Genomic DNA, 21861 nt, shown 5'->3' with positions numbered 1-21861 from the left:
GGGCCGTTGCCTGTTGCCTGGGTTTACGTCGCGGTATCAGCCCAGACGATCAAACTGCTGCTTCACCTTGGCTAGCGTTTCACCGAACTGAGCCACGCGCTGGCGCTCCTGCTCGACCACAGCGGCAGGGGCGCGCTCCACAAAGCTGGCGTTGCCCAGTTTGGCTTCGGCCTTGTTGATCTCCCCTTGGAGGCGCTCGATTTCCTTGGAAAGACGGATACGCTCCGCTTCCACGTCGATCTCTACATGCAGCATGAGCTGAGTGGTGCCAATCACTTGTACGGGTGCGCCTGCGTCTGTGGGCAACTGGTCCACAATTTCCACGCTTTCCAGTTTGCCCAAGGCAGCCAGGTAAGGGCTATTGGCTTTCAGGGTGGCGGCGTCACCTTGTGCAATCAGCGGTACACGCTGGGCGGGCGAGATGTTCATTTCGCCTCGCAGGGCCCGAATGGCGTCGACCTGGGCTTTCAGCTCTGCGACCTGTGCCTGTGCCTGTTCATCAATGGCGGCAGGGTTGGCAATCGGGTAAGGCTGAACCGAAATGCTGGTGGTTTCATCGGCAGCGCGCTTGCCAGCCACCACCGAGACTTTCTGCCACAGCTCTTCCGTGATGAAAGGGATGATGGGGTGCGCAACGCGTAGCACCACTTCCAGCACGCGGATCAGGGTGCGACGGGTGCCCAACTGCTGTTCGGGTGTGCCATTTTGAATCTGAGTCTTGGCCAGCTCCAGGTACCAGTCACAGTACTCGTCCCACACAAAGTGGTAGATGGCGTTGGCGATGTTGTCGAAACGGTAGTCGGCAAATCCGCGTTCGGCGTCCTGCTCGAGGCCTTGCAGCAAGCTGATGATCCAGCGATCGGCAAAGCTCAATTCGGCTGGAGCATCCGTGTGGAGCTCATGGCCTTCGGTGTTCATCAGCACAAAGCGGGTGGCATTCCACAGCTTGTTGCAGAAGTTGCGGTAACCTTCGCAGCGCTTCATGTCGAAGTTGATGTTGCGGCCCAGCGTGGCATAGGCGGCCATGGTAAAGCGCAACGCGTCCGTACCGAAGGCGGGGATGCCATCGGGATAGTCTTTCTTGGTGCGCTTGCTAATGCTTTGCGCCTGCTTGGGGTTCATCAGGCCAAAGGTGCGCTTGTGCAGGAGGCTTTCCAGATCTATGCCGTCGATCAAATCCACCGGGTCAATGGTATTGCCCTTGGATTTGCTCATTTTCTTGCCTTCCATGTCGCAGACCAGCCCATGCACGTAGACGGTCTTGAAAGGAACGCGGCCGGTCAGGTGCATGCTCATCATGACCATGCGGGCCACCCAGAAGAAAATAATGTCGAAACCGGTTACCAGCACGCTGGAGGGTAGGTAGCGCGCCAGGTCAGGCGTTTCTTCGGGCCAGCCCAGGTCGGTAAAGGGCACCAGGGCGGAGGAGAACCAGGTGTCCAGTACATCTTCGTCGCGGCGCAAGGGGCCTGTCACGCCAGCGGCGCGGGCTTGTTCCAGAGCGTCCTCTTCGGAGCGGGCGACAAACAGGCTGCCGTCTTCGGCGTACCAGGCGGGAATCTGGTGACCCCACCACAGCTGACGGGAAATGCACCAGTCCTGAATATTGTTCAGCCACTGGTTGTAGGTGTTGGACCAGTTGTCAGGGTAGAAGCGCACACGGCCATCGGCCACCACGTCCAGGGCAACCTGGGTGATGCTTTTGCCGGGGTGCAGCGAGTCTTCCGGAGCGGGCTTGCTCATGGCTACAAACCACTGGTCGGTCAGCATGGGTTCGATGACCGTATTGGTGCGGTCGCCCCGCGGCACCATCAGTTTGTGAGGCTTGACGGCCTGCAGCAGTCCCTGGGCTTCCAGATCGGCCACGATTTGCTTGCGCGCGGCAAAGCGCTCCAGGCCTTGATAGGCTTCGGGGGCAGTATCCGCAATGTGGGCATCCAGAGTCAGGATGCTGATCATTTCCAGGCCGTGGCGCTGGCCAACGGCGTAGTCATTGAAGTCGTGGGCAGGAGTTACCTTCACCACGCCGGTACCAAAGGCTGGGTCCACGTAGTCGTCCGCAATGATCGGGATGGAGCGGCCAACCAGAGGCAGGGTAACGGTTTGGCCGATCAGGCCGATATAGCGCTCGTCCTCAGGGTGGACCATCAGGGCGACGTCGCCCAGCATCGTTTCAGGGCGGGTGGTGGCCACCGTCAGATGGGTCAATTCCCCTGGGGGGTAGTCAGCGGATAACGGATTTCCCACAGGTGGCCGTCCTCTTCCTCGCTCACCACTTCCAGGTCGGATACGGCGGTACCCAGCACGGGGTCCCAGTTCACCAGGCGCTTGCCCCGGTAAATCAGCCCCTGTTCGTACAAGCGCACGAAGGTCTCCAGCACGCCACGGGACAGTTTGTCATCCATGGTGAAGTATTCGCGGCTCCAGTCGCAGGAAGCACCCAGGCGACGAAACTGGCCAGTAATGGTATTGCCGGACTTTTCCTTCCATTCCCAGACTTTTTCCAGGAATTTCTCGCGGCCCAGGTCGTGGCGGCTGATGTTTTGGGCATCAAGCTGGCGCTCCACAATGATCTGGGTGGCAATCCCGGCGTGATCGGTACCAGGAATGTAGACCGTATCGTCGCCTTTCATGCGGTGGTAGCGCGTCAGGCCATCCATGATGGTCTGGTTAAAAGCGTGACCCATGTGCAGCGTCCCGGTGACGTTCGGCGGCGGGGACTGAATCACAAAAGGTTCTGACTGATGATCGCCCAAGGGCTGGACGTGTTGGCCACCCTTGAAAAGGTCGGCTTGTTCCCAGCGCGCGTACCAGCGCGTTTCGATTTCCTGGGGTTCAAAGCTCTTGGATAGCTGCTCGTCGGAGGTCGTTGCGGATGAGTTGGTCATGGTGATGCGGTCTGTCCCCCTCGTATGGCACGGTAGGTGCCGCAGAAGGCGGAACTAATCCTGGGTAAAAAACGAATGTAAGATGCACTATTTTAAGATGTGGCCGTGCGTCTTTGGCGTGGTAAAATGCCGGGTTGCCGTAAATCTGATGAAAGTGCTTGTTTTCATTAAAAAATTTAGCGCGAACCGTCGGATCTGCATTTTGCTTTACGCAGCAAAGACTACACTATATTGTTCTTATTTGGATTTTCACATGGCTATTGAACGCACTCTGTCCATTATCAAGCCCGACGCTGTTGCTAAAAACGTGATCGGTCAGATTATTTCCCGCTTTGAAGGCGCTGGCCTGAAAGTGATCGCTGGTCGCCTGGTTCACTTGTCCCGTGGCGAAGCCGAGCGTTTTTACGGCGTCCACGCCGAGCGTCCTTTCTTCAAGGATCTGGTTGACTTCATGGTTTCCGGTCCTGTGTTCGTGCAGGTTCTGGAAGGCGAAGGCGCCATTGCCAAGAACCGTGAGCTGATGGGTGCCACCGACCCCAAGAAAGCTGAGCCCGGCACCATCCGCGCTGATTTCGCTGAAAGCATTGACGCCAATGCCGTGCATGGTTCCGACGCGCCGGAAACCGCTGCGGTTGAAATCGCTTTCTTCTTCCCAGAGTGCAACGTTTACAGCCGTTAATAGGCTGAACCGCGCAGTACTGGCGGCACTCTGATCAGGAATTGCCCGGCCCGCCGCAACGGTGGTGCGCCGGGCACCTCTCAGAAAAGAGACTTGTTTGCGCTTGTGCAACAAGATAAATGCCAGACGGCGTGAAGGTATTATTTTTTTATGTCATCGCTCGAACCTATCAATCTTCTGGGCATGGGCCCGGAGCAACTTGTTGAACTGGTCGCCCAATGGGGTGGCAAGCCTTTCCGAGCGCGCCAATTGCAGCGCTGGATACACCAGCGGCAACAGGACGACTTTGGGCAGATGACCGACCTGGCGCGCGAGTTCCGCGAGCAATTGACGGCTCATTGCCTTGTCACCGCGCCCAGCATGTCGCACGAACATATTTCTGCCGACGGCACCCGCAAGTGGCTGTTTGATGTCGGTAGCAACAACGCGGTTGAGGCGGTTTTCATTCCCGAGGACGATCGGGGCACGCTTTGTATTTCCAGTCAGGCAGGTTGTACCGTTGCCTGCCCGTTCTGTTCGACCGGATATCAGGGCTTTAATCGTAATCTGACCACTGCGGAGATCATTGGTCAGCTGTGGTATGCCCGTCGGGCTTTGCTCAGTGCGCCGGAAACCGCTCGTATTGGCGATGCCGCGCAAACCAGTACCCGGGTGATCAGCAATGTGGTCATGATGGGCATGGGGGAGCCTTTGCTCAATTACGATCAGGTGCTTGGTGCCTTGCGCCTGATGCTCGATGATAACGCCTACGGTCTGTCTCGCCGCCGCGTCACGGTTTCCACATCCGGCGTAGTGCCGATGATGGACCGTCTGGCTCAGGATTGCCCGGTTGCCCTGGCGGTGTCCCTGCATGCGCCCAATGACGCGCTGCGCGATCGGCTGGTGCCGTTGAACAAGAAGTATCCGCTGGCTGAGCTGCTCGATGCCTGTAACCGGTATCTGGAGCATGCCCCGCGTGACTTCATCACGTTTGAATACATCATGCTGGACGGTATCAATGATACGGATCAGCATGCGCAGGAATTGTTGGATATTGCGCGTATTGTGCGCTGTAAATTTAACTTGATCCCATTCAACCCTTTTCCGCAGTCCGGTCTGAAACGTTCTTCGGCAGCGCGCGTCAAGCAGTTTGCCCAGAGGCTGATGGATGGTGGGGTGGTAACGACTGTGCGCAAGACCCGCGGCGATGATATCGCCGCCGCGTGTGGGCAGTTGGCGGGCGATATACGAGATCGCACCCGCATCGAACAGCGATTGCCTGATCGGGCGGTCATTCAAATCAAACAGGAACGTGCATGAGCGAGACTCTGGACTCCTTCCATCAATCGGCTCCGGATGCGGGCTCAGGGGTAGGCCCTACACTGCGGGAGTTGCGTCTGGCGCGATCCTGTACGCTTAACGAAGCTTCCACCCGTTTGAAGTTTTCCGTGCGTCAGCTTGAGGCTCTGGAGGCCCAGGAGTGGGATCAGCTCCCCGGTGGCCAGCCGTTGCGGGGGATGGTGCGCAACTATGCGCGTTTTCTGCAGGCTGACGTGTCGGCGGTGTTGGTCATGCTGGAAGCCCAGGTCAGTGACACGGCGGCACCCAAGCCCGTGCCGCGCAGTCCCTCCGGTTCAGGACTGGGCAAAGCCGACTTGAGTCTGTATGCCGATTCGCGCGGCGGTTTTGGCTGGGTCTGGATTCTGATTATTGTTGTGTTGTTGTTGGTAGCGGGCTTTTATGCCATTGACCGGGGCTGGGTTCCCCAGGAATGGCTGGTATTTGATTGGCTCAAGGACTTGAAGAAATGACGCAGGGTCCCGAAACTTCCTCTGCTTGCCAGCCTCTGCCGGTTGGCGCCCAGCCCAAACGGGTGACGCGTACCGTGGATGTGCGCTGGGGTAATCATGTCGTTAAACTGGGGGGCTCGGCACCGGTTGTGGTCCAGTCCATGACCAACACCGATACGGTCGATGCGATTGCGACGGCGATTCAGGTGAAGGAGTTGGCCCGAGCGGGCTCCGAGATGGTGCGTATCACCGTCAATACCCCCGAGGCAGCCCGTGAGGTGCCCGCCATTCGTGAACAGTTGGATCGCATGGGGGTGAATGTCCCCTGGTCGGCGACTTTCACTACAACGGCCACAAATTGCTGGCGGATTATCCCGAGTGTGCCCAGGCCCTTTCCAAGTACCGAATCAATCCGGGCAATATGGGCGGCGGCAAGCGCCGGGATGATAATTTCGCCAAGATGATTGATATTGCCTGCCGGTATGACAAGGCCGTGCGCATTGGCGTGAACTGGGGCAGCCTGGATCATGAGCTGATGGCCCGCATGATGGATGAGAACAATCAGCGCGCTCAGCCCTGGACCGCCCAGGCGGTCATGCGTGATGCCCTGGTCATCTCTGCCATCAGCAACGCCCAGCGTGCTGAGGAGCTGGGCTTGTCGGGTAACCGGATCGTACTGTCTTGCAAGGTCAGCCATGTACAGGACCTGATTACGGTCTACCAGGATTTGTCGGCACGCTGCGATTACGCGCTGCATTTGGGCTTGACTGAAGCCGGGATGGGCAGCAAGGGAATTGTGGCTTCGACCGCGGCCCTGGCCGTGCTGTTGCAGCAAGGCATTGGTGACACCATTCGTATTTCCCTGACGCCTGAGCCGGGCGGTGATCGTGCCCGTGAGGTGGTGGTGGCTCAGGAAATTCTGCAGACCATGGGCTTGCGCGCCTTCACGCCTATGGTCGTGGCCTGCCCGGGTTGTGGTCGCACCAGCAGTACGGTGTTCCAGGAACTGGCCAACGATATTCAACGTTATTTGCGTGACCAGATGCCTGTCTGGAAGGATCAGTACCCCGGCGTGGAAACCATGAACGTCGCGGTCATGGGCTGTGTGGTCAATGGTCCGGGCGAGAGCCGGCACGCGGACATAGGCATCAGTTTGCCGGGAACCGGGGAAGTGCCCTCGGCGCCGGTCTATGTGGATGGTGAGCGGGTGGTGACCCTGAAGGGTGATACTATCGCTCAAGAATTTCAGACCATTGTCCAGAATTACGTTGAGCGACGCTACGGCAGGGCGCCAACGGTTTGATCAACACGCTTGTCAGTCTATGGCGAGCAAACCATTAGAATTATGACGCAGCAGTTTCAAAAGCTCCGCGCCCTGACGGGCATGAAAGACACCCTACCGGGTGAAAGCGCACAGTGGGAGGCCCTGGAGGCTCTGGTGCGGGAATGGCTGGCCAGTTACGGCTATCGCAATATGCGTACTCCCGTGCTGGAACATACCCAGTTGTTTGCCCGTGGCATTGGCGAAGTGACCGATATTGTCGAAAAGGAAATGTATTCCTTTACCGACTCGCTCAATGGCGACAAGCTCACCATGCGTCCTGAGTTTACGGCTGGCATGGTGCGTGCCTCGATTGAGCACAACCTTCTGTATGACCGGCCCCATCGCGTTTACGCCATGGGCCCCGTGTTTCGCCATGAGCGCCCGCAGCGTGGTCGCTATCGTCAGTTCCACCAGATCGACGTGGAAGCGCTTGGTTTGCCTGGTCCAGACGTGGATGCCGAATTGATCGTCATGCTGGCCCGTTTGTGGAAGAAGCTGGGGCTTACCGACATTCGTCTGGAGCTCAACTCCCTGGGGCAGGCTGAAGAGCGTGCCGCTCACCGCGCCGCCCTGATCGAACACCTGGAAGCTCACAAGGACGTGCTGGACGAGGAAGCCCAGCGGCGCATGTACACCAATCCCTTGCGGGTCTTGGACACCAAAAATCCGGCCATGCAGGATATGGCTAATGCGGCTCCGCGTCTGTTCGACTTTCTGGGCGAGGAGTCCCGCGCCCACTTCAAGGGTGTGTGTGACCGCCTGGATGATGCCGGTATTGGCTACACCTTGAACCCGCGTCTGGTGCGGGGTCTGGATTACTACAATCTGACGGTGTTCGAGTGGGTAACCGATCGCTTGGGTGCGCAAGGCACGGTGTGCGGCGGGGGACGCTACGACGGTCTGATCGAGCTGATGGGCGGCAAGCCTGCGCCCGCCGTCGGTTTCGCGATTGGCATGGAGCGTTTATTGGATTTGTGCTCCCAAGAGGGTGAGCAGGAGCAGGCCCCTGAGTGCCAGGTTTACATGGTTCACCAAGGTGAGGCTGCCCAGCGCAAGGCCTCGCTTTTGGCCGAGCAGCTGCGTGATGCCGGCCTGCAGGTGATTGTTCACGCCGGCTCCAGCGGCTTTAAGTCCCAGTTCAAGCGGGCCGATGCCAGTGGTGCACAGGCCGCCGTGATATTGGGTGAGGACGAACTTCAAAAAGAACAGGCCAGTGTGAAATGGTTGCGTGCTGCGGATGGCGCCCAGCAGCAACAGTCTGTTGATTTCTCTGAACTCGCCAGTGTTTTGTCAGCAAGGATTTGAGCATGGCCTACGATCTTGAAGAACAGGAAAAACTGGATGCCATGCGGGCATGGTGGGACCGCTGGGGCACCTTGTGCATTGTGCTGGCGTTTGCCGCGTTGGCTGCCGTAGCAGGCTGGCGTGGCTGGCAGTGGTATCAAGGCCATCAGGCCGGGCAAGCCATGGGCTATTTCGAGGCCCTGGAAAGCGCCACGACCCAGACCGGTGAAGAGGCCGAGACGCGCATTCTGGCCGCTAGCACGACCTTGCGTAACGATTTCCCCAAGTCCGGCTACACCTCTCGAGGTGTGTTGCTGGCTGCCCATGCTTTGCAGCAGCGAGGCAATCTGACACCAGCTCGTGAGCAGCTGGAGTGGATGGTCAAGACCAACCACGACCCCGCTCTGACGCCTTTGGCCCGTCTGCGTTTGGCCGGTATCTTGCTGGAGCAGAAAGAGTATGACGAGGCCCTGGCTCAGCTGAACAATCCTCCTGTCAGCTTTGCCGGTCTGTTTGCGGATCGAAAAGGCGATATTTTGGCCGCTCAGGGACAGAATGAAGCAGCACGCGAGGCTTGGAAACAGGCTGTCGAGCTGCTCAAGCAAGACCCCATTTCGCAGTTGGTACAGATCAAACTTGATGCCCTGGCAGGAGCTTAATTCATGTCTCTTCCTACTATTCGTAAATCCTCGTCTTCTGCCATGCGTGCCTTGCGTCTCAGTGCCTTGGCACTCAGTCTGACCGCATTGGCTGGCTGCTCCATGTTCTCCAGCAAGGACCCGCGCTTTGAGCCGGCTCCCCTGACAGAGTACACCCCGGGTGTGGCGGCCAAGATCAGCTGGAGCACCTCGATTGGCAGCGGTGCGGATTCGGGCTTTGCGCCACAGGTGGCCGGCTCCTCGGTTTACGCGGCGACCGTCTCCGGTCAGGTCAGTAAAGTGGATCTGGACACGGGGCGTGTGCAATGGTCGGCCAATGCGGGCAAGAAGTTGACCGCCGGTGCTGGCTCGGATGGAGTGGTGACGGCAGTTGCCTCGGTAGACGGTAATGTCATTGCATTTGACGACTCGGGCAAGGAATTGTGGCGCAGCCGTAGCAGCAGTGCTGTGAATGTGCCGCCTGCCGTCGGGGCCGGCGTGGTGGTGGTGCGTACCAGCGATTATCGTTTGCAAGCCTTTGATGCCAGCACAGGCGATCTGCGCTGGAGTCTGCAGCGTCCAGGGCCGGCACTGTCGTTGAAGACCAGCATGCAAATGCGCATTATTGATGGCCTGTTGTTGGCCGGCATGCCCAATGGTCGCTTGATGGCGATTGACGCGGCTCAAGGTCGTCTGGTCTGGGAGGGCAGCATTTCCGTGTCCCGCGGCGCCACCGACCTGGAACGCATTAACGACGTTGTGGGCGCTCCGCAAGTGGTCGATCCTTTGCTGTGTGGCGCAACCTATCAGGGTCGGGTGGCGTGCTTTGACGTGTCCCAGGGCGGTCGCCTGGTGTGGGACAGGGAATTTTCGGCCGGTACCGGTATCGCAGCGGACAATCAGATGTTGTATGCCGCCAATAGCCGCGATCAGATTGACGCGTTTGCCCTGACAGACGGGCAAACCATCTGGACGCAAAAGGCATTGCGAAACCGTGGTCTGGCTCCTTTGGCCGTCTTGCCCCAGGCGCTTGCCGCCGGTGACAAGGAAGGCTATGTTCACTTTCTATCGCGACTGGACGGCACCTTGCTGGGCCGGGTCAGTGTCGGCGGTGGTGCCATTGTGTCGCCTTTGGTCGGAACCCCGCGTGGGGTTCTGGTCCAGACGGGCAATGGTAATTTGGTCTTGGTTGGAATCAATTGAAAAGCGTTTCTTTTAAGCCCGTTGTGGCTTTGGTCGGTCGAGCCAACGTTGGCAAGTCCACTTTGTTCAATCGCCTGACGCGTTCGCGCGCGGCGCTGGTGGCCAACTTCCCTGGCCTGACTCGCGACCGTCATTACGGCGAAGGCCGGGTTGGCAGCCGTCCCTATATCGTGGTCGATACGGGCGGTTTCGAGCCGGTGGCTAAAACCGGCATGCTGCTGGAGATGGCTCGCCAGACCCAGCAAGCCATTGCCGAAGCCGACGTCGTTGTCTTCCTGGTCGATGCCCGCGAGGGCGTCAATGCGCTGGACCTGGAAATTGCGCAGTTACTGCGCAAGCTGGGTCAGAAAGTGCTGCTGGCTGTCAATAAGGCCGAGGGCATGCGCTATGAGGCTGGCGGTGTCGAGTTTCACGAGCTGGGCCTGGGCCAGCCTTACCTGATTTCGGCCTCTCACGGCGACGGGGTGGAAGAGCTGATCAATCTGGCCCTGGAGCAGGTACCCAGTCCTGAGCCTGATCAGGATGGGCAGGACGACGAGCAATTCCAGCACCGTATCAAACTGGCGATTGTGGGCCGACCCAATGTGGGCAAATCCACCCTGATCAATACCCTGGTCGGTGAAGAGCGTGTGATTGCCTTTGACCAGCCCGGAACGACTCGCGATGCCATCGAAATCGAGTTCGAACGCAACGGGGTGGAGTACACCCTGATCGACACGGCCGGACTGCGCAAGCGCGGCAAGGTGTTCGAGGCGGTGGAAAAGTTTTCGGTGATCAAGACCTTGCAGGCAATTGAGGCCTGCAACGTAGTCTTGCTGATGATTGACGCACATACGGAAATTTCCGACCAGGACGCCAGTATTGCCGGCTTCGTTGTGGAAACCGGGCGTGCGCTGGTGGTGGGCATCAACAAGTGGGACGGGCTGGACGAGTATCAGCGCGAGTGGATCAAGCGCGAGTTCGATCGCAAGCTGCGCTTTTTGAACTTTGCCAAGATGCACACCTTGTCGGCGTTGAAAGGGCAGGGCATCAATCCCTTGCTCAAATCGGTTAATGAGGCCCATGCCGCCGCTTTCTCGAAATTGTCTACACCCAAGCTCACCCGTGTGATGCAAGAAGCGGTGGAACAGCAACAGCCGCCGCGTAAAGGCATTTTCCGTCCCAAGTTGCGGTATGCTCACCAAGGGGGCATGAACCCTCCGATCGTGGTGATTCACGGCAACGCCCTGGACGCAATTTCGGACAGTTATCGCCGCTATCTGGAAAGCCGTTTTCGCGAGGCCTTCAAGCTGGAAGGCACCCCTTTGCGAATCGAATTCAAATCATCTAAGAACCCTTATTTGAAGGATGCGTAATGAGCCGTTTGTGGAGTGATCATGTCGCTGGACTTTCTCCCTATGTTCCGGGTGAGCAGGTCAAGCTGGATAACCTCTTGAAGCTGAACACAAACGAGCATCCTTACGGTCCGTCGCCCAAAGCGCTGGAAGCGATTCGTCAGGCGGCGACCGATAATTTGCGTCTTTACCCGTCCTACAGCGCCCAGGAGCTGCGTGACGCGGTGGCTCACAATCACGGCGTCAACGCCAATAACGTTTTCCTGGGCAACGGCTCGGACGAAGTGCTGGCCCATGTGTTCAGCGCCTTGTTCCTGCGCGGCGTGCGTCCGGTCCTGTTGCCGGACATCACCTACAGCTTTTACACCACGTATTGTTCGTACTTTGGCGTGCCGGCTGACATCGTGCCGCTGCGCGAGGATTTCACGCTGAATGTGCAGGATTATGTGCGCAAGCGCAGCCTGCCGCCCGCCGGCATTATTTTTGCCAATCCGAATGCGCCGACCGGGATTCCTTTGTCGCTGGAAGACATTGAAGCGATTCTTTCCGCTAACCCTGACACGACGGTAGTGGTGGATGAGGCTTATGTGGACTTTGGCGGTACGTCCTCGGTTGGTCTGCTGGAAAAATACGACAATCTGGTGGTCATCCAGACCATGTCCAAGTCGCGGGCGCTGGCCGGTCTGCGCGTGGGTTACGCCTTGGCCAGCGCGGACATCATTCAAGCCCTGGAGCGTGTGAAAGACAGTTTCAACTCCTACCCCATGGACACCATCGCTCAAGTGGGTGCCGTGGCTTCCCTGAAGGATACGGCGTATTTTGAACGCCAGTGTCAGGCAGTCATTGATGCCCGTGAACAGTTGCGCGCCGACCTGCAGCAGCTCGGTTTTGAGGTTTTGCCCTCCAAAGCGAACTTTTTGATGGCTACGCACCCTAAGCATTCAGCTGCTGGTATTCAGCAGGCCTTGCGTGAGCATGGAATTCTGGTTCGCTATTTCCGTCAGCCACGCATTGAGCAGTATTTACGTATTACGGTAGGATCGCCCGAACAATGTGCCCGACTGTGCAACAGTTTGCGGCAGATTCTCGGGCAGAGCGCCTGATATACACCTATAGATAAAAAACTCCAGTCTGGAACGTGCGGATTCAGGGAAAACCCGGTAAAGTAGTGGGATTCGCTTCCATTTCTGGAAAAACAACATAACCGGAGCCTCACCAATGAGCAATAAAGGGCAAATTCTACAAGACCCGTTTTTGAACGCGCTGCGCAAGGAGCATATCCCTGTGTCGATCTACCTGGTCAACGGCATCAAGCTGCAAGGTCAGATCGAGTCCTTCGATCAGTATGTCGTACTGCTGCGCAATACAGTCACTCAAATGGTGTATAAGCACGCGATCTCTACCGTCGTTCCTGCACGCCCCGTCACTTTGGCTGCGGATGAGCAGGCTGAATAAGTCCTCGCCCAGTTCGTTGTACTCTGAAAGACCCGTCTCGCGGAGCCCGCGGGCGGGTCTTTGTTTCTGGAGCAAGCGTTGAAGGCACTGGTCATTAGTGTGGACATGGGCGAGCTGGATTACAAAGCCCATGCTGAAGAGTTTTTGATGTTGGCAGAAGGTGCCGGTGCCCAGATCGCCGAGCTGCTGGTGGTACGTCGTTCCCGTCCGGATCCGGCCTATTACATCGGAACCGGCAAGCTGGAAGAGGCCGTCGCGCTGGCCAAGGCCACGGGAGCCGAAGTCGTCTTGTTCGATCATGCCCTCAGTCCGGCCCAGCAGCGCAACCTGGAGCGCAAGCTGGAGTTGCGCGTGGTCGACCGGGTCGCCCTGATTCTGGATATTTTTGCCTTGCGGGCGCAAAGTCACGAAGGGAAATTGCAGGTCGAGCTGGCCCAGTTGCAGCATCTGACTTCTCGGCTGACGCGCATGTGGACTCACCTGGAGCGTCAGAAAGGCGGGATCGGGATGCGGGGTCCGGGCGAATCGCAGCTGGAAATGGACCGTCGCATGATTGGCGACAAGGTTCGTACCTTGCGCGAGCGTCTGGCCAAGGTGCAGCGTCAACGCAGCACGCAGCGTCGTGCCCGCACCCGTAGCGGCACCTTGTCAGTTTCGCTGGTGGGCTATACCAATACAGGCAAATCCACACTGTTCAATGCCTTGACCCGGGCGGATGCGTACGCGGCGGATCAATTGTTTGCCACGCTCGATACCACCACACGTCGTATCTGGATTGAAGGGGCCGGGCAGGTTGTGATTTCGGATACGGTAGGTTTCATCCGTGATCTGCCACCGACCTTGATTGCGGCCTTCCGGGCCACGCTGGAAGAGACTGTCCACGCGGATTTGCTGCTGCATGTGGTTGATGCGGCCAACCCGCAACGCGATGAACAAATCGCTGAAGTTCATAAGGTTCTGGAAGACATCGGGGCCCATGAAATACCGCGCATTCTGGTCTACAACAAAATTGACCAGGCCGGCTACGAGCCACGGGTAGAGCGGGACGAACATGGTACTATTGCCCGAGTCTTTGTTAGCGCTTTAGAGCGCATCGGATTGGATGGGTTGCGTACGGCAATCGTCGAATCAGGTCATTTCGCGGAAAACAATGCGTCTGAACAATAAAATATTCAATCTCAATGATCCCGGTTGGGGACGAGACAGTGGCAAAAACGGTTCCGAGCCACCTCGCCGCCCCGAGAAACAAGATGGCCCGCCTGACCTCGACGAGGTGTGGCGTGACTTCAACAGTCGCCTGGGATCTTTATTTGGCAAAAAGGGACGTCGCTCCCCTCCCGGCGGCACGCCGCCCGGTAGTGGCACTGGCCCGTCCCTTCCCAAGGGCTCCCCCAAGCTGTTCGTCATCGGCGGTGTGGTGGCAGTTGGCCTGTGGTTGGCCAGTGGCTTTACCATCGTGCAGGAAGGGCAGGTGGCCGTAGTGACGCGTTTTGGCGCGTATACGAAAACCTTGAATCCCGGTTTGCAATGGCGCTGGCCCGCGCCGATCGAAGATTACCAGATCGTTAATATTTCCCAGTTGCGCACCTTTGAGGTGGGCTACCGTGGCAGCTCCCGCAATAAAGTCCTGCCTGAGTCACTGATGCTCACGACCGACGAGAACATCGTCGACATGCAGTACGTGGTTCAGTATCGACTGCTGCCCAACGGCGCGCCCGATTATCTGTTCAATACCAACAACCCGGATGAGTCGGTGCGTCAGGCGGCAGAAACCGCCATGCGTGAAGTCGTGGGCAAGCAGCCCATGGACTCGGTGCTGTATTCCGGCCGTACCCAGATTGCCTCGGATGTGCAGCAGTTGGCCCAGTCCATTCTGGATCGCTACCGCACCGGCATTCAGATCAGCACGGTTGCCATTCAGAACGTGCAGCCGCCCGAGCAGGTTCAGGCCGCTTTTGACGATGCCGTCAAGGCTGGTCAAGACCGCGAGCGTCAGATCAATGAAGGTCAGGCTTATGCCAACAAGGTCCTGCCGGAAGCGGCTGGTCAAGTGGCACGCATGATGCAGGAATCCGAGGGCTACAAGGCTCGGGTGATCGGCGATGCCAAGGGTGATACCGCTCGTTTCGGCAGTGTTGAGGCTGAATACGTGAAGGCGCCGGGTGTGACCCGCGATCGTCTGTACCTGTCCACGATCCAGGAAATTCTGGAGCGTACCAGCAAGGTATTGGTTGATACCCGTAGCGATAACAACATGATCTATCTGCCTTTGGACAAGATTGTGCGTCAGGTGGGCAGTCGTACTGATATGGAGCCTTCCGCTCCCGTTGCGTCGGCTGCTTCGCAAGGACAGACCTCCCGCCCGGCCGCCCCGGCCGCGGCTTCCAAGGCGCCAGCACCCGCCAATCCAGCCAGTCTGGATACCTCGCTGGGCTCTTTGGTCAGTCCTTATTCCCCATACGCACGCTAGGAGAGCTTGATGCAACGTTTATTTCCTGCTCTGGTGGCCTTGGCGGTAATTGTCGGTCTGCTGCTGTCTTCGGTCTTTATCGTGCGTGAGCGCGATGCGGCCCTGGTTTTTGCCTTGGGTGAAGTGCGCACCACCATTACAAGCCCCGGCCTGTATTTCAAGTTGCCACCGCCGTTTGAAAACGTGGTGTTCCTGGACAAGCGTCTGCAGACCATTGAAACCAAGGACCCCGAGCGTATTCAGACTTCTGAAAAGAAGAACCTGCTGATCGACTCTTACGTTAAATGGCGTATTTCCGATCCGCGTCTGTTTTACGTGACCTTTGGCGCAACCGATCGTGGTGCGGTCGAGCGCTTGCAGGCGCAGATTCGTGATGCGCTGAACGCTGCGGTGAACGTGCGTACCGTGAAAGAGGTGGTCTCCACCGAGCGTGATGCCATCATGCGCGAAGTGTTGACGTCTGTTGAGGCCCGCGCACGTCCTTTGGGCGTGGAAGTGGTGGACGTGCGTTTGCGTCGTATTGATTTCGCTCCCGAGATTTCGGAATCTGTGTACCGCCGTATGGAAGCGGAACGGACCCAGGAAGCCAATCGTCTGCGTGCGACCGGTGCTGCGGAAGGTGAGCGTATTCGTGCCGAGGCAGACCGTCAGCGTGAAGAGCTGCTGGCCGATGCCTACGCCAAGGCCCAGGCCGTCCGTGGTCAAGGTGATGGTGAAGCAGCTGCCATTTACTCCGAGACGTATGGCAAGAACCCCGAGTTCTACCGCTTCTATCGCAGTCTGGAAGCCTATCGCAGTGCCTTCAGCCAGCAAAGCGATACATTGGTCATCAGTCCCGATTCTGATTTCTTCAAGTATTGGGGCAAGCAAGGGTCAGCCGCAGCACCTGCGAACTGATCAGCGCTATAGAACTCAGGGCCGCGGGGTGTTCCACCCGCGGCCCTGATCGTTTATACTAGCGTGTAAGTTACTAACACCACTTCGCATGCGACTTAGGCGGCTTACAGGCCCCAAGTCGCTTTTTGTTTGGCTGGAACTTTCGTTTATAAGTAGTCCGAGGCACGAGTATGTCCAATTGGTTGTTGCCAGAGAGCCTGGCTGATATCTTGCCTGCAGAGGCGCGTCGCATCGAGGAACTGCGCCGCGATTTGCTAGACTTGTATCGTACTTACGGGTTCGAACTGGTCGCTCCGCCCTTGGTGGAGTATCTGGAATCCCTGCAAGCGGTATCTGGCACAGATCTGAATCTGCGTACCAGCAAAGTCGTCGACCAAATCTCGGGTCGTACCATGGGGGTGCGTGCCGACATGACGCCTCAGGTGGCCCGCATCGATGCCCACCTGCTCAACCGCGAGGGCGTGACCCGGCTTTGCTACTGCGGCTCGGTCTTGCATGCGCGTCCGGCGGGCTTGCTGTCGGATCGTGAGTTGCTGCAGATTGGCGCGGAAATTTTTGGCCATGCCGGTATTGAGTCTGACCTGGAAGTGGTGCAGTTGGCCTTGGAAAGTGTGGGCCGGGCAGGGGTTCATCATCCTCGCCTGGACTTGAATTACCCCGATCTGGGGCGCTTTCTGATCGAGCGCGATCCTATTTTGAAAAGCCGCGTGGCGGAAGTGTGTGAACTGCTCAATGCCAAAGATGTTTCTGGCTTGCGGGCCCTGGGTCGGGATTCGGGCTGTCTGCCTGAAACGACCCGCTATCTGCTGGCCTTGACCTCCTTGTATGGCGATGGCACCGTGCTGGAGCGCGCTCGCAGTGTCTTGCCCGATGAGCCCGAGGTGCGGGAAGCCTTGGGCAGCCTGCGCAGCTTTATTGATGCTTTGCCCGACCACGAGATTACGGTGGACCTGGCCGATATTGGCAGTGGGTATGCCTACCATTCGGGTTTGATTTTCTCGGTCTATGCCGAAGGTTGGCATGACGCTTTGGTTAAGGGCGGACGCTTTGACGGTATTGGGCGCATGTATGGTCGTGCCCGTCCCGCAACCGGCTTCAGCCTGGATTTACGCAAACTCTCGGCCGGGCTGGCGCCGGCCCAGGCGGCCCGTGCCGTACGCGCTCCCTGGGGGAGCGATGCCGCCCTGATTGCGGCGGTAAAGCAGTTGCGTCAACGCGGTGAAATTGTGATTCAGATGCTGCCCGGTCAGCAACTGAGTCTGGATGAATTCGTGATCGACCGCGAGTTGTTCTCGTCGGACGGTCAGTGGCAGGTTAGGGCGCTGTAAGCCAGACGGCTTGTGGCGTTGGTGATTGTTATCGGTCCGGCACCGTGCCGGCCTCCTTTATTCTGATACTAGACATGAGCAAAAACCTTGTGGTGATTGGCACCCAGTGGGGTGACGAAGGCAAAGGCAAGATCGTCGACTGGCTGGCCGAGTCCGCGCATGGCGTGGTTCGTTTCCAGGGTGGGCATAACGCTGGCCATACATTGTGGATTAATGGCAAAAAGACGATTTTGCGCTTGATTCCTTCGGGCATCATGCACGGGCACGTCACTTGCTACATTGGCAATGGCGTGGTGCTCTCGCCCGAAGCCCTGTTGACCGAGATCGCCGAGCTGGAAGCAGCCGGTCTGGATGTGCGTTCGCGCCTGCAGATCTCGCCTGCCTGCCCGCTGATTTTGCCCTATCACATTGCTGTGGATCAGGCGCGCGAAAAGCGTAAGGGTGACGGCAAGATCGGTACAACCGGTCGTGGTATTGGCCCAGCCTATGAAGACAAGGTGGCCCGTCGCGCTCTGCGTGTGCAGGATTTGTATGATCCTGAGATTTTTGACGAAAAACTGTCCGAAGCGCTGGATTACCACAACTTTGTGCTGACTCAGTATCTGGGCGCGGAAGCGGTATCGGCTGAGCTGGTGCGTGATCAGGCCATGAAGCATGCCGAGCAGCTCGCTCCGATGGTGGCGGACGTCTCCAACAATCTGTATCAGGCCAAGAAGGCCGGGCAGAAGCTGTTGTTTGAAGGCGCTCAAGGCGCACTGTTGGATATTGACCACGGTACTTACCCCTTCGTTACCAGCAGCAACTGCCTGTCCGGTGCGGCCTCTGCCGGTTCGGGCGTCGGCCCCCAGGAACTGAGCTATGTGCTGGGTATTGCCAAGTCCTACACCACGCGCGTGGGTTCGGGCCCATTCCCGACGGAATTGCTGGATGACACTGGCATGCGTCTGGCAACGGTTGGCAAGGAGTTTGGTTCGGTTACCGGTCGTCCACGTCGTTGCGGCTGGTTTGATGCCGCCGCCATGAAACGCTCGGTAATGATCAACGGTATTTCCGGTCTGTGCATCACCAAACTGGACGTGCTGGACGGCGTGGAGCAGATCAAGATTGGTGTGGGTTACCGCTACAAAGGTGAGTTCCTGGACGTCTTGCCCTACGGCGCACATGCAGTGGCCGAAGCCGAGCCGGTTCTGGAAGAAATGCCCGGCTGGACCGAGTCCACCGTAGGCGTGACCGATTACGACAAGCTGCCTATCAATGCACGTCGCTATCTGGAACGCATTGCCGAGCTGTGTGATGTGCCGATCGATATGGTTTCCACGGGGCCAGATCGCAACGAAACCATCGTATTGCGCGATCCGTTTACCAAATAAGCAATTTATCGCGTTATAATGCCTTGCACCGTTGTACGGTGCGTACAAAGCGGCCTAAAAGGCCGCTTTGTCGTTCTGGACGCTGCGCGGCCTACCAGACTCTTGTTTTGCAGGTATCAACGCGCAGTAAGTGCATTTAATCTGGAATACATATGAGTCTGCCCCCAAATAGCGATACTGATGAATGGGTCTCCTGGGAACAATACAATCGTCTGATTGAGCAATTGGCCCTGATCATTCACGAATCAGGTTGGAAATTCGACAAAATTGTCTGCCTGGCCCGCGGTGGTATGAGGGTGGGGGACGTTATTTCGCGTATCTATGATGTACCTTTGGGTATCCTGGCAACCAGCAGCTATCGTGAAGCGGCGGGCACTGAGCAGGGCGAACTGGATATTGCGCAATACATCACCATTACTCGTGGCACCTTGGATGGCAATGTGCTGCTGGTCGATGATATGGTCGATACAGGCAAGACTTTTATGCGTGTGCGCGATCACTTGCGTGCACAATTTCCGGCGATCACCGAGTTGAAAACCGCCGTTTTGTGGTGGAAAGGCCACGCCCAGGTCGACCCGGACTATTACGTGTCCAAGTTGCCCACAAATCCCTGGATTCATCAGCCTTTTGAGGACTACGATAGCATTCGCCCTCATCAGCTGGACGCTTGGATTCGCAAGGGTACTGGCCAGGCTTGATCGCTGGCATTCAGATACTTGGTGGATAGCCCATTTGCGCCTTGCTTGGTGTATGCCTGCAATCGTGCTACCATAATGGGCTATCTGTTACGCTAACTCTTTTTACAAAGGTCAGGGATTACATGTCCATTGTTCGCCTGAAAGAAAACGAACCCTTTGAAGTTGCTCTGCGCCGCTTCAAACGCACTATTGAAAAAACCGGTCTGTTGACCGAACTGCGTTCGCGCGAATTCTACGAAAAGCCAACGGCCGAGCGCAAGCGCAAGCACGCTGCCGCCGTGAAGCGTCATTACAAACGCATCCGCAGCCAGCAACTGCCCCCACGCTTGTATTGATCCCTGAATCTTTTGTTCAGGAACTGCTCGCCCGTGTCGATGTCGTAGATGTCGTCGGGCGGTACGTGCAGTTGCGTAAAGGCGGGGCCAACTTGCTTGGCCTATGCCCTTTTCACAACGAAAAATCCCCTTCATTTACAGTCAGTCCGACCAAGCAGTTTTATCATTGCTTTGGTTGCGGCGCTCACGGATCGGCAATCTCGTTCCTGATGGAACACACAGGGGCTTCATTCCCTGAAGCGGTACGCAGTTTGGCTGCCTCCGTCGGGATGACCGTGCCCGAAGCAGATCGTACCCCGCGCCAACGAGCGGCCGATGCCCGTCGAAAAGACGAACTATCGCGCCAGCATCATATTCTTGAAACGGCACAGGGGCATTACCTCCGTCAACTGAAACAGTCACCCATTGCCATCGATTATCTGAAGCGTCGTGGCCTGGATGGGGAGACGGCTGCCCGTTTCGGCCTGGGCTGGACCGGTACCGAGCGACGTGGGCTGTCGGCTGTGTTTCCACAGTACGAAGACAAGCAACTGGTTGAGTCCGGTATGGTGATCGAGTCCGAGGATGGTCGTCGCTATGACCGCTTTCGTTCGCGCATCATGTTTCCGATTCGCAGCACCAAGGGCCATATCATTGGCTTTGGTGGCCGTCTGATTGAAAAAGGCGAACCTAAATACCTTAATTCTCCGGAAACCACGCTGTTCTCCAAAGGCCACGAACTGTATGGCCTGTGGGAAGGGCGCCAGGGCATACGCAAAGAAGGCTTTGTTCTGATTGTGGAAGGGTATATGGACGTGGTTGCCTTGTCGCAGCACGGCCTGCACAATGCCGTCGCGACCTTGGGTACGGCAACCACGGAACATCACATCACCAAGCTGATGCGCGCCAGTGACAGACTGGTGTTTTGCTTTGACGGCGACCGTGCGGGTCGCAAGGCCGCCTGGCGTGCCTTAACTACCTGTCTGCCTCTGGTTCGTGATGATGTCTCGATCCGATTCATGTTTCTGGCGGATAATCACGACCCCGATTCCTTTGTTCGTGAATTTGGCGCGGAGGCGTTTCGCGAACAAGCCCAGCAAGCCGCCGCTTTATCGCGCTTTTTCCTGGATGAGCTGGCGGCCCATCATCGCATGGACGAGGCAGAAGGCCGCGCTGCTTGCGTCCACGAAGCCTTGCCTTTGTTGCTGGAGCTGGCTGACAGCACCTTGAAGGTGCAGATTCAGCATGAGTTCGCCCGCATGGTGATGCTGACCCCGGACGAGCTGGCGCAGCGTCTCAGTACGGTAGAGCCGGTGCGCCGACCGGCGCTTGATGCACCGGCAGCCCAGGACGGTCTGGTGGCCCGGCCGCCTGTACCTGCGCAGTCCGCACCGGACGGGATGGAACCGTTTGAGGATGGTTTTGACGGTTCGTTTGCTGACAGCCTGCCCATGGATGGCTGGCACGATGATGCCGACTGGCAACCCCAGCCGGATTATCAGCAGCGTCCTGCTCCAGCGCGAGGCAAGGACAGAAATGCTCGCCCACGCCCGGATCGCGCTCCGCTGGGCGGTAGCCGTGCGGTGACTCCGATGGCCAAGCGATTGCTGCGCTTGCTGATCGGACATCCTACTCTGGTGGGTGAACTGGGTGATCAACAGCTTGAAATTTTGGCTCAAAGCCCCCATTTGCGTCTTGTGCAGGAGTTGATTGCGTTAAGCAATATCAGCTCGGCGCGTCATGCAGGTGCGTTGCTGGAGGCGGTGGACCCCGAGTCTGATCTGGCACCCGTGCTGGAAGCGCTGGCCACCGAGCTGTTGGGCGAAGAGGAATTGCCCGACCCGCAAGGCGAATGGCGTGATGCGCTCTATCGCATTGAACTCGATGCGATCAAGGCAGAGCAATCGGCTTTGGTGGCCACAGGCCTGAAAGAGCCTGAACAGCGTCAGCGTTATCAAGAATTGACACGCCGTATTGCTTTGTTGAATGCTGCTTATACTCGGCAAGTGAAGTAAAATATTGGGTTATGTGTTGTGTTTGTGGCCGGCCAGGGGGTTAAAACTGGTACGCGAGCAAATGTGGCGGGTAGCGGATTGTGAACCACCTTATGCCTTGAGCCCGGAGCCAGGGATTACATTTATTTAGGGTTCGCTAGCGCAGCACGTCCAGGAGCAAGCCGGTTGTGAACACGCTCATTATCAGGCTCTTGC

17 protein-coding genes and 2 pseudogenes are annotated in these 21861 nt (G+C 57.7%); 18 read left to right on the top strand and 1 reads right to left on the bottom strand.

All coding sequences use genetic code 11. From position 1 onward, the window contains the following. Window positions 1–36: 36 nt before the first annotated feature. Window positions 37–2888, bottom strand: a pseudogene (locus FE795_RS10785) (valine--tRNA ligase). Between the two features lie 253 nt (window positions 2889–3141). On the opposite strand from FE795_RS10785, the gene ndk reads away from it, so the two are divergent. From ndk to dnaG, 18 genes and pseudogenes are all read left to right on the top strand, one after another. Further along, on the top strand, window positions 3142–3567 hold the full coding sequence (ndk, locus tag FE795_RS10780; protein WP_003799306.1) for a nucleoside-diphosphate kinase: 426 nt from the start codon (window positions 3142–3144) through the stop codon (window positions 3565–3567). A gap of 150 nt (window positions 3568–3717) precedes the next feature. Next, window positions 3718–4866, top strand: a complete 1149-nt coding sequence (gene rlmN / locus FE795_RS10775) for a 23S rRNA (adenine(2503)-C(2))-methyltransferase RlmN (RefSeq protein ID WP_131070665.1) — start codon at window positions 3718–3720, stop codon at window positions 4864–4866. Beyond that, the gene (locus FE795_RS10770; RefSeq protein WP_003799311.1) at window positions 4863–5357 is read left to right on the top strand and encodes a helix-turn-helix domain-containing protein; all 495 of its coding nucleotides are present in this window, start codon (window positions 4863–4865) and stop codon (window positions 5355–5357) included. The genes rlmN and FE795_RS10770 overlap by 4 nt, the downstream gene beginning before the upstream one ends. Beyond that, window positions 5354–6639: pseudogene (gene ispG, locus FE795_RS10765) on the top strand (flavodoxin-dependent (E)-4-hydroxy-3-methylbut-2-enyl-diphosphate synthase). The gene FE795_RS10770 and the pseudogene ispG overlap by 4 nt, the downstream one beginning before the upstream one ends. Window positions 6640–6681: 42 nt before the next feature. Next, window positions 6682–7965, top strand: coding sequence for a histidine--tRNA ligase (gene hisS, locus FE795_RS10760; protein WP_003799315.1), 1284 nt, complete (start codon window positions 6682–6684; stop codon window positions 7963–7965). Between the two features lie 2 nt (window positions 7966–7967). Continuing rightward, a complete protein-coding gene (locus tag FE795_RS10755; RefSeq protein WP_059318848.1) occupies window positions 7968–8603 on the top strand; it encodes a YfgM family protein in 636 nt (211 codons plus the stop codon). Window positions 8604–8606: 3 nt separating this feature from the next. Next, entirely contained in the window at window positions 8607–9785 is a 1179-nt protein-coding gene (bamB, locus tag FE795_RS10750) for an outer membrane protein assembly factor BamB (protein ID WP_003799320.1), read from the top strand. Beyond that, on the top strand, window positions 9782–11140 hold the full coding sequence (gene der / locus FE795_RS10745) for a ribosome biogenesis GTPase Der (protein WP_003799325.1): 1359 nt from the start codon (window positions 9782–9784) through the stop codon (window positions 11138–11140). The genes bamB and der overlap by 4 nt, the downstream gene beginning before the upstream one ends. Continuing rightward, window positions 11140–12222 (top strand): histidinol-phosphate transaminase, encoded by a 1083-nt coding sequence (gene hisC, locus FE795_RS10740; protein WP_131070664.1) that lies wholly within the window; start codon window positions 11140–11142, stop codon window positions 12220–12222. Before der ends, hisC begins: the two co-directional genes overlap by 1 nt. A gap of 115 nt (window positions 12223–12337) precedes the next feature. Next, window positions 12338–12574 carry an RNA chaperone Hfq gene (gene hfq, locus FE795_RS10735; protein WP_003799329.1) on the top strand — a complete coding sequence of 79 codons (237 nt, stop codon included), beginning with the start codon at window positions 12338–12340 and terminating at the stop codon, window positions 12572–12574. 78 nt (window positions 12575–12652) lie between these two features. Further along, window positions 12653–13741 carry a GTPase HflX gene (hflX, locus tag FE795_RS10730; protein WP_039942895.1) on the top strand — a complete coding sequence of 363 codons (1089 nt, stop codon included), beginning with the start codon at window positions 12653–12655 and terminating at the stop codon, window positions 13739–13741. Next, a complete protein-coding gene (gene hflK / locus FE795_RS10725; protein ID WP_003799334.1) occupies window positions 13725–15044 on the top strand; it encodes an FtsH protease activity modulator HflK in 1320 nt (439 codons plus the stop codon). Before hflX ends, hflK begins: the two co-directional genes overlap by 17 nt. 9 nt (window positions 15045–15053) lie before the next feature. After that, complete coding sequence (gene hflC, locus FE795_RS10720) at window positions 15054–15941, top strand: protease modulator HflC (RefSeq protein WP_003799336.1); 888 nt, start codon at window positions 15054–15056, stop codon at window positions 15939–15941. Window positions 15942–16111: 170 nt separating this feature from the next. After that, window positions 16112–17269 carry an ATP phosphoribosyltransferase regulatory subunit gene (locus FE795_RS10715; RefSeq protein ID WP_059318850.1) on the top strand — a complete coding sequence of 386 codons (1158 nt, stop codon included), beginning with the start codon at window positions 16112–16114 and terminating at the stop codon, window positions 17267–17269. A 74-nt stretch (window positions 17270–17343) separates the two neighbouring features. Then, complete coding sequence (locus tag FE795_RS10710) at window positions 17344–18639, top strand: adenylosuccinate synthase (protein ID WP_003799340.1); 1296 nt, start codon at window positions 17344–17346, stop codon at window positions 18637–18639. Window positions 18640–18791: 152 nt separating this feature from the next. Further along, complete coding sequence (locus FE795_RS10705) at window positions 18792–19337, top strand: phosphoribosyltransferase (RefSeq protein ID WP_003799341.1); 546 nt, start codon at window positions 18792–18794, stop codon at window positions 19335–19337. Window positions 19338–19459: 122 nt separating this feature from the next. Then, window positions 19460–19672, top strand: coding sequence for a 30S ribosomal protein S21 (gene rpsU, locus FE795_RS10700; protein WP_003799344.1), 213 nt, complete (start codon window positions 19460–19462; stop codon window positions 19670–19672). Beyond that, window positions 19669–21666 carry a DNA primase gene (dnaG, locus tag FE795_RS10695; protein ID WP_219234920.1) on the top strand — a complete coding sequence of 666 codons (1998 nt, stop codon included), beginning with the start codon at window positions 19669–19671 and terminating at the stop codon, window positions 21664–21666. Before rpsU ends, dnaG begins: the two co-directional genes overlap by 4 nt. Window positions 21667–21861 lie beyond the last annotated feature (195 nt).

Source organism: Alcaligenes ammonioxydans (assembly GCF_019343455.1).
Classification (GTDB): domain Bacteria; phylum Pseudomonadota; class Gammaproteobacteria; order Burkholderiales; family Burkholderiaceae_B; genus Alcaligenes; species Alcaligenes ammonioxydans.
Note: the sequence above shows the minus strand (reverse complement) of the source record. Positions and strands in the feature narration are given on the sequence as shown.

Coding starts and splice junctions, on each gene's coding strand:
- ndk (WP_003799306.1), top strand. CDS start 3,142: ATGGCTATTGAACGCACTCTGTCCATTATCAAGCCCGACGCTGTTGCT.
- rlmN (WP_131070665.1), top strand. CDS start 3,718: ATGTCATCGCTCGAACCTATCAATCTTCTGGGCATGGGCCCGGAGCAA.
- FE795_RS10770 (WP_003799311.1), top strand. CDS start 4,863: ATGAGCGAGACTCTGGACTCCTTCCATCAATCGGCTCCGGATGCGGGC.
- hisS (WP_003799315.1), top strand. CDS start 6,682: ATGACGCAGCAGTTTCAAAAGCTCCGCGCCCTGACGGGCATGAAAGAC.
- FE795_RS10755 (WP_059318848.1), top strand. CDS start 7,968: ATGGCCTACGATCTTGAAGAACAGGAAAAACTGGATGCCATGCGGGCA.
- bamB (WP_003799320.1), top strand. CDS start 8,607: ATGTCTCTTCCTACTATTCGTAAATCCTCGTCTTCTGCCATGCGTGCC.
- hisC (WP_131070664.1), top strand. CDS start 11,140: ATGAGCCGTTTGTGGAGTGATCATGTCGCTGGACTTTCTCCCTATGTT.
- hfq (WP_003799329.1), top strand. CDS start 12,338: ATGAGCAATAAAGGGCAAATTCTACAAGACCCGTTTTTGAACGCGCTG.
- hflK (WP_003799334.1), top strand. CDS start 13,725: ATGCGTCTGAACAATAAAATATTCAATCTCAATGATCCCGGTTGGGGA.
- hflC (WP_003799336.1), top strand. CDS start 15,054: ATGCAACGTTTATTTCCTGCTCTGGTGGCCTTGGCGGTAATTGTCGGT.
- FE795_RS10715 (WP_059318850.1), top strand. CDS start 16,112: ATGTCCAATTGGTTGTTGCCAGAGAGCCTGGCTGATATCTTGCCTGCA.
- FE795_RS10710 (WP_003799340.1), top strand. CDS start 17,344: ATGAGCAAAAACCTTGTGGTGATTGGCACCCAGTGGGGTGACGAAGGC.
- FE795_RS10705 (WP_003799341.1), top strand. CDS start 18,792: ATGAGTCTGCCCCCAAATAGCGATACTGATGAATGGGTCTCCTGGGAA.
- rpsU (WP_003799344.1), top strand. CDS start 19,460: ATGTCCATTGTTCGCCTGAAAGAAAACGAACCCTTTGAAGTTGCTCTG.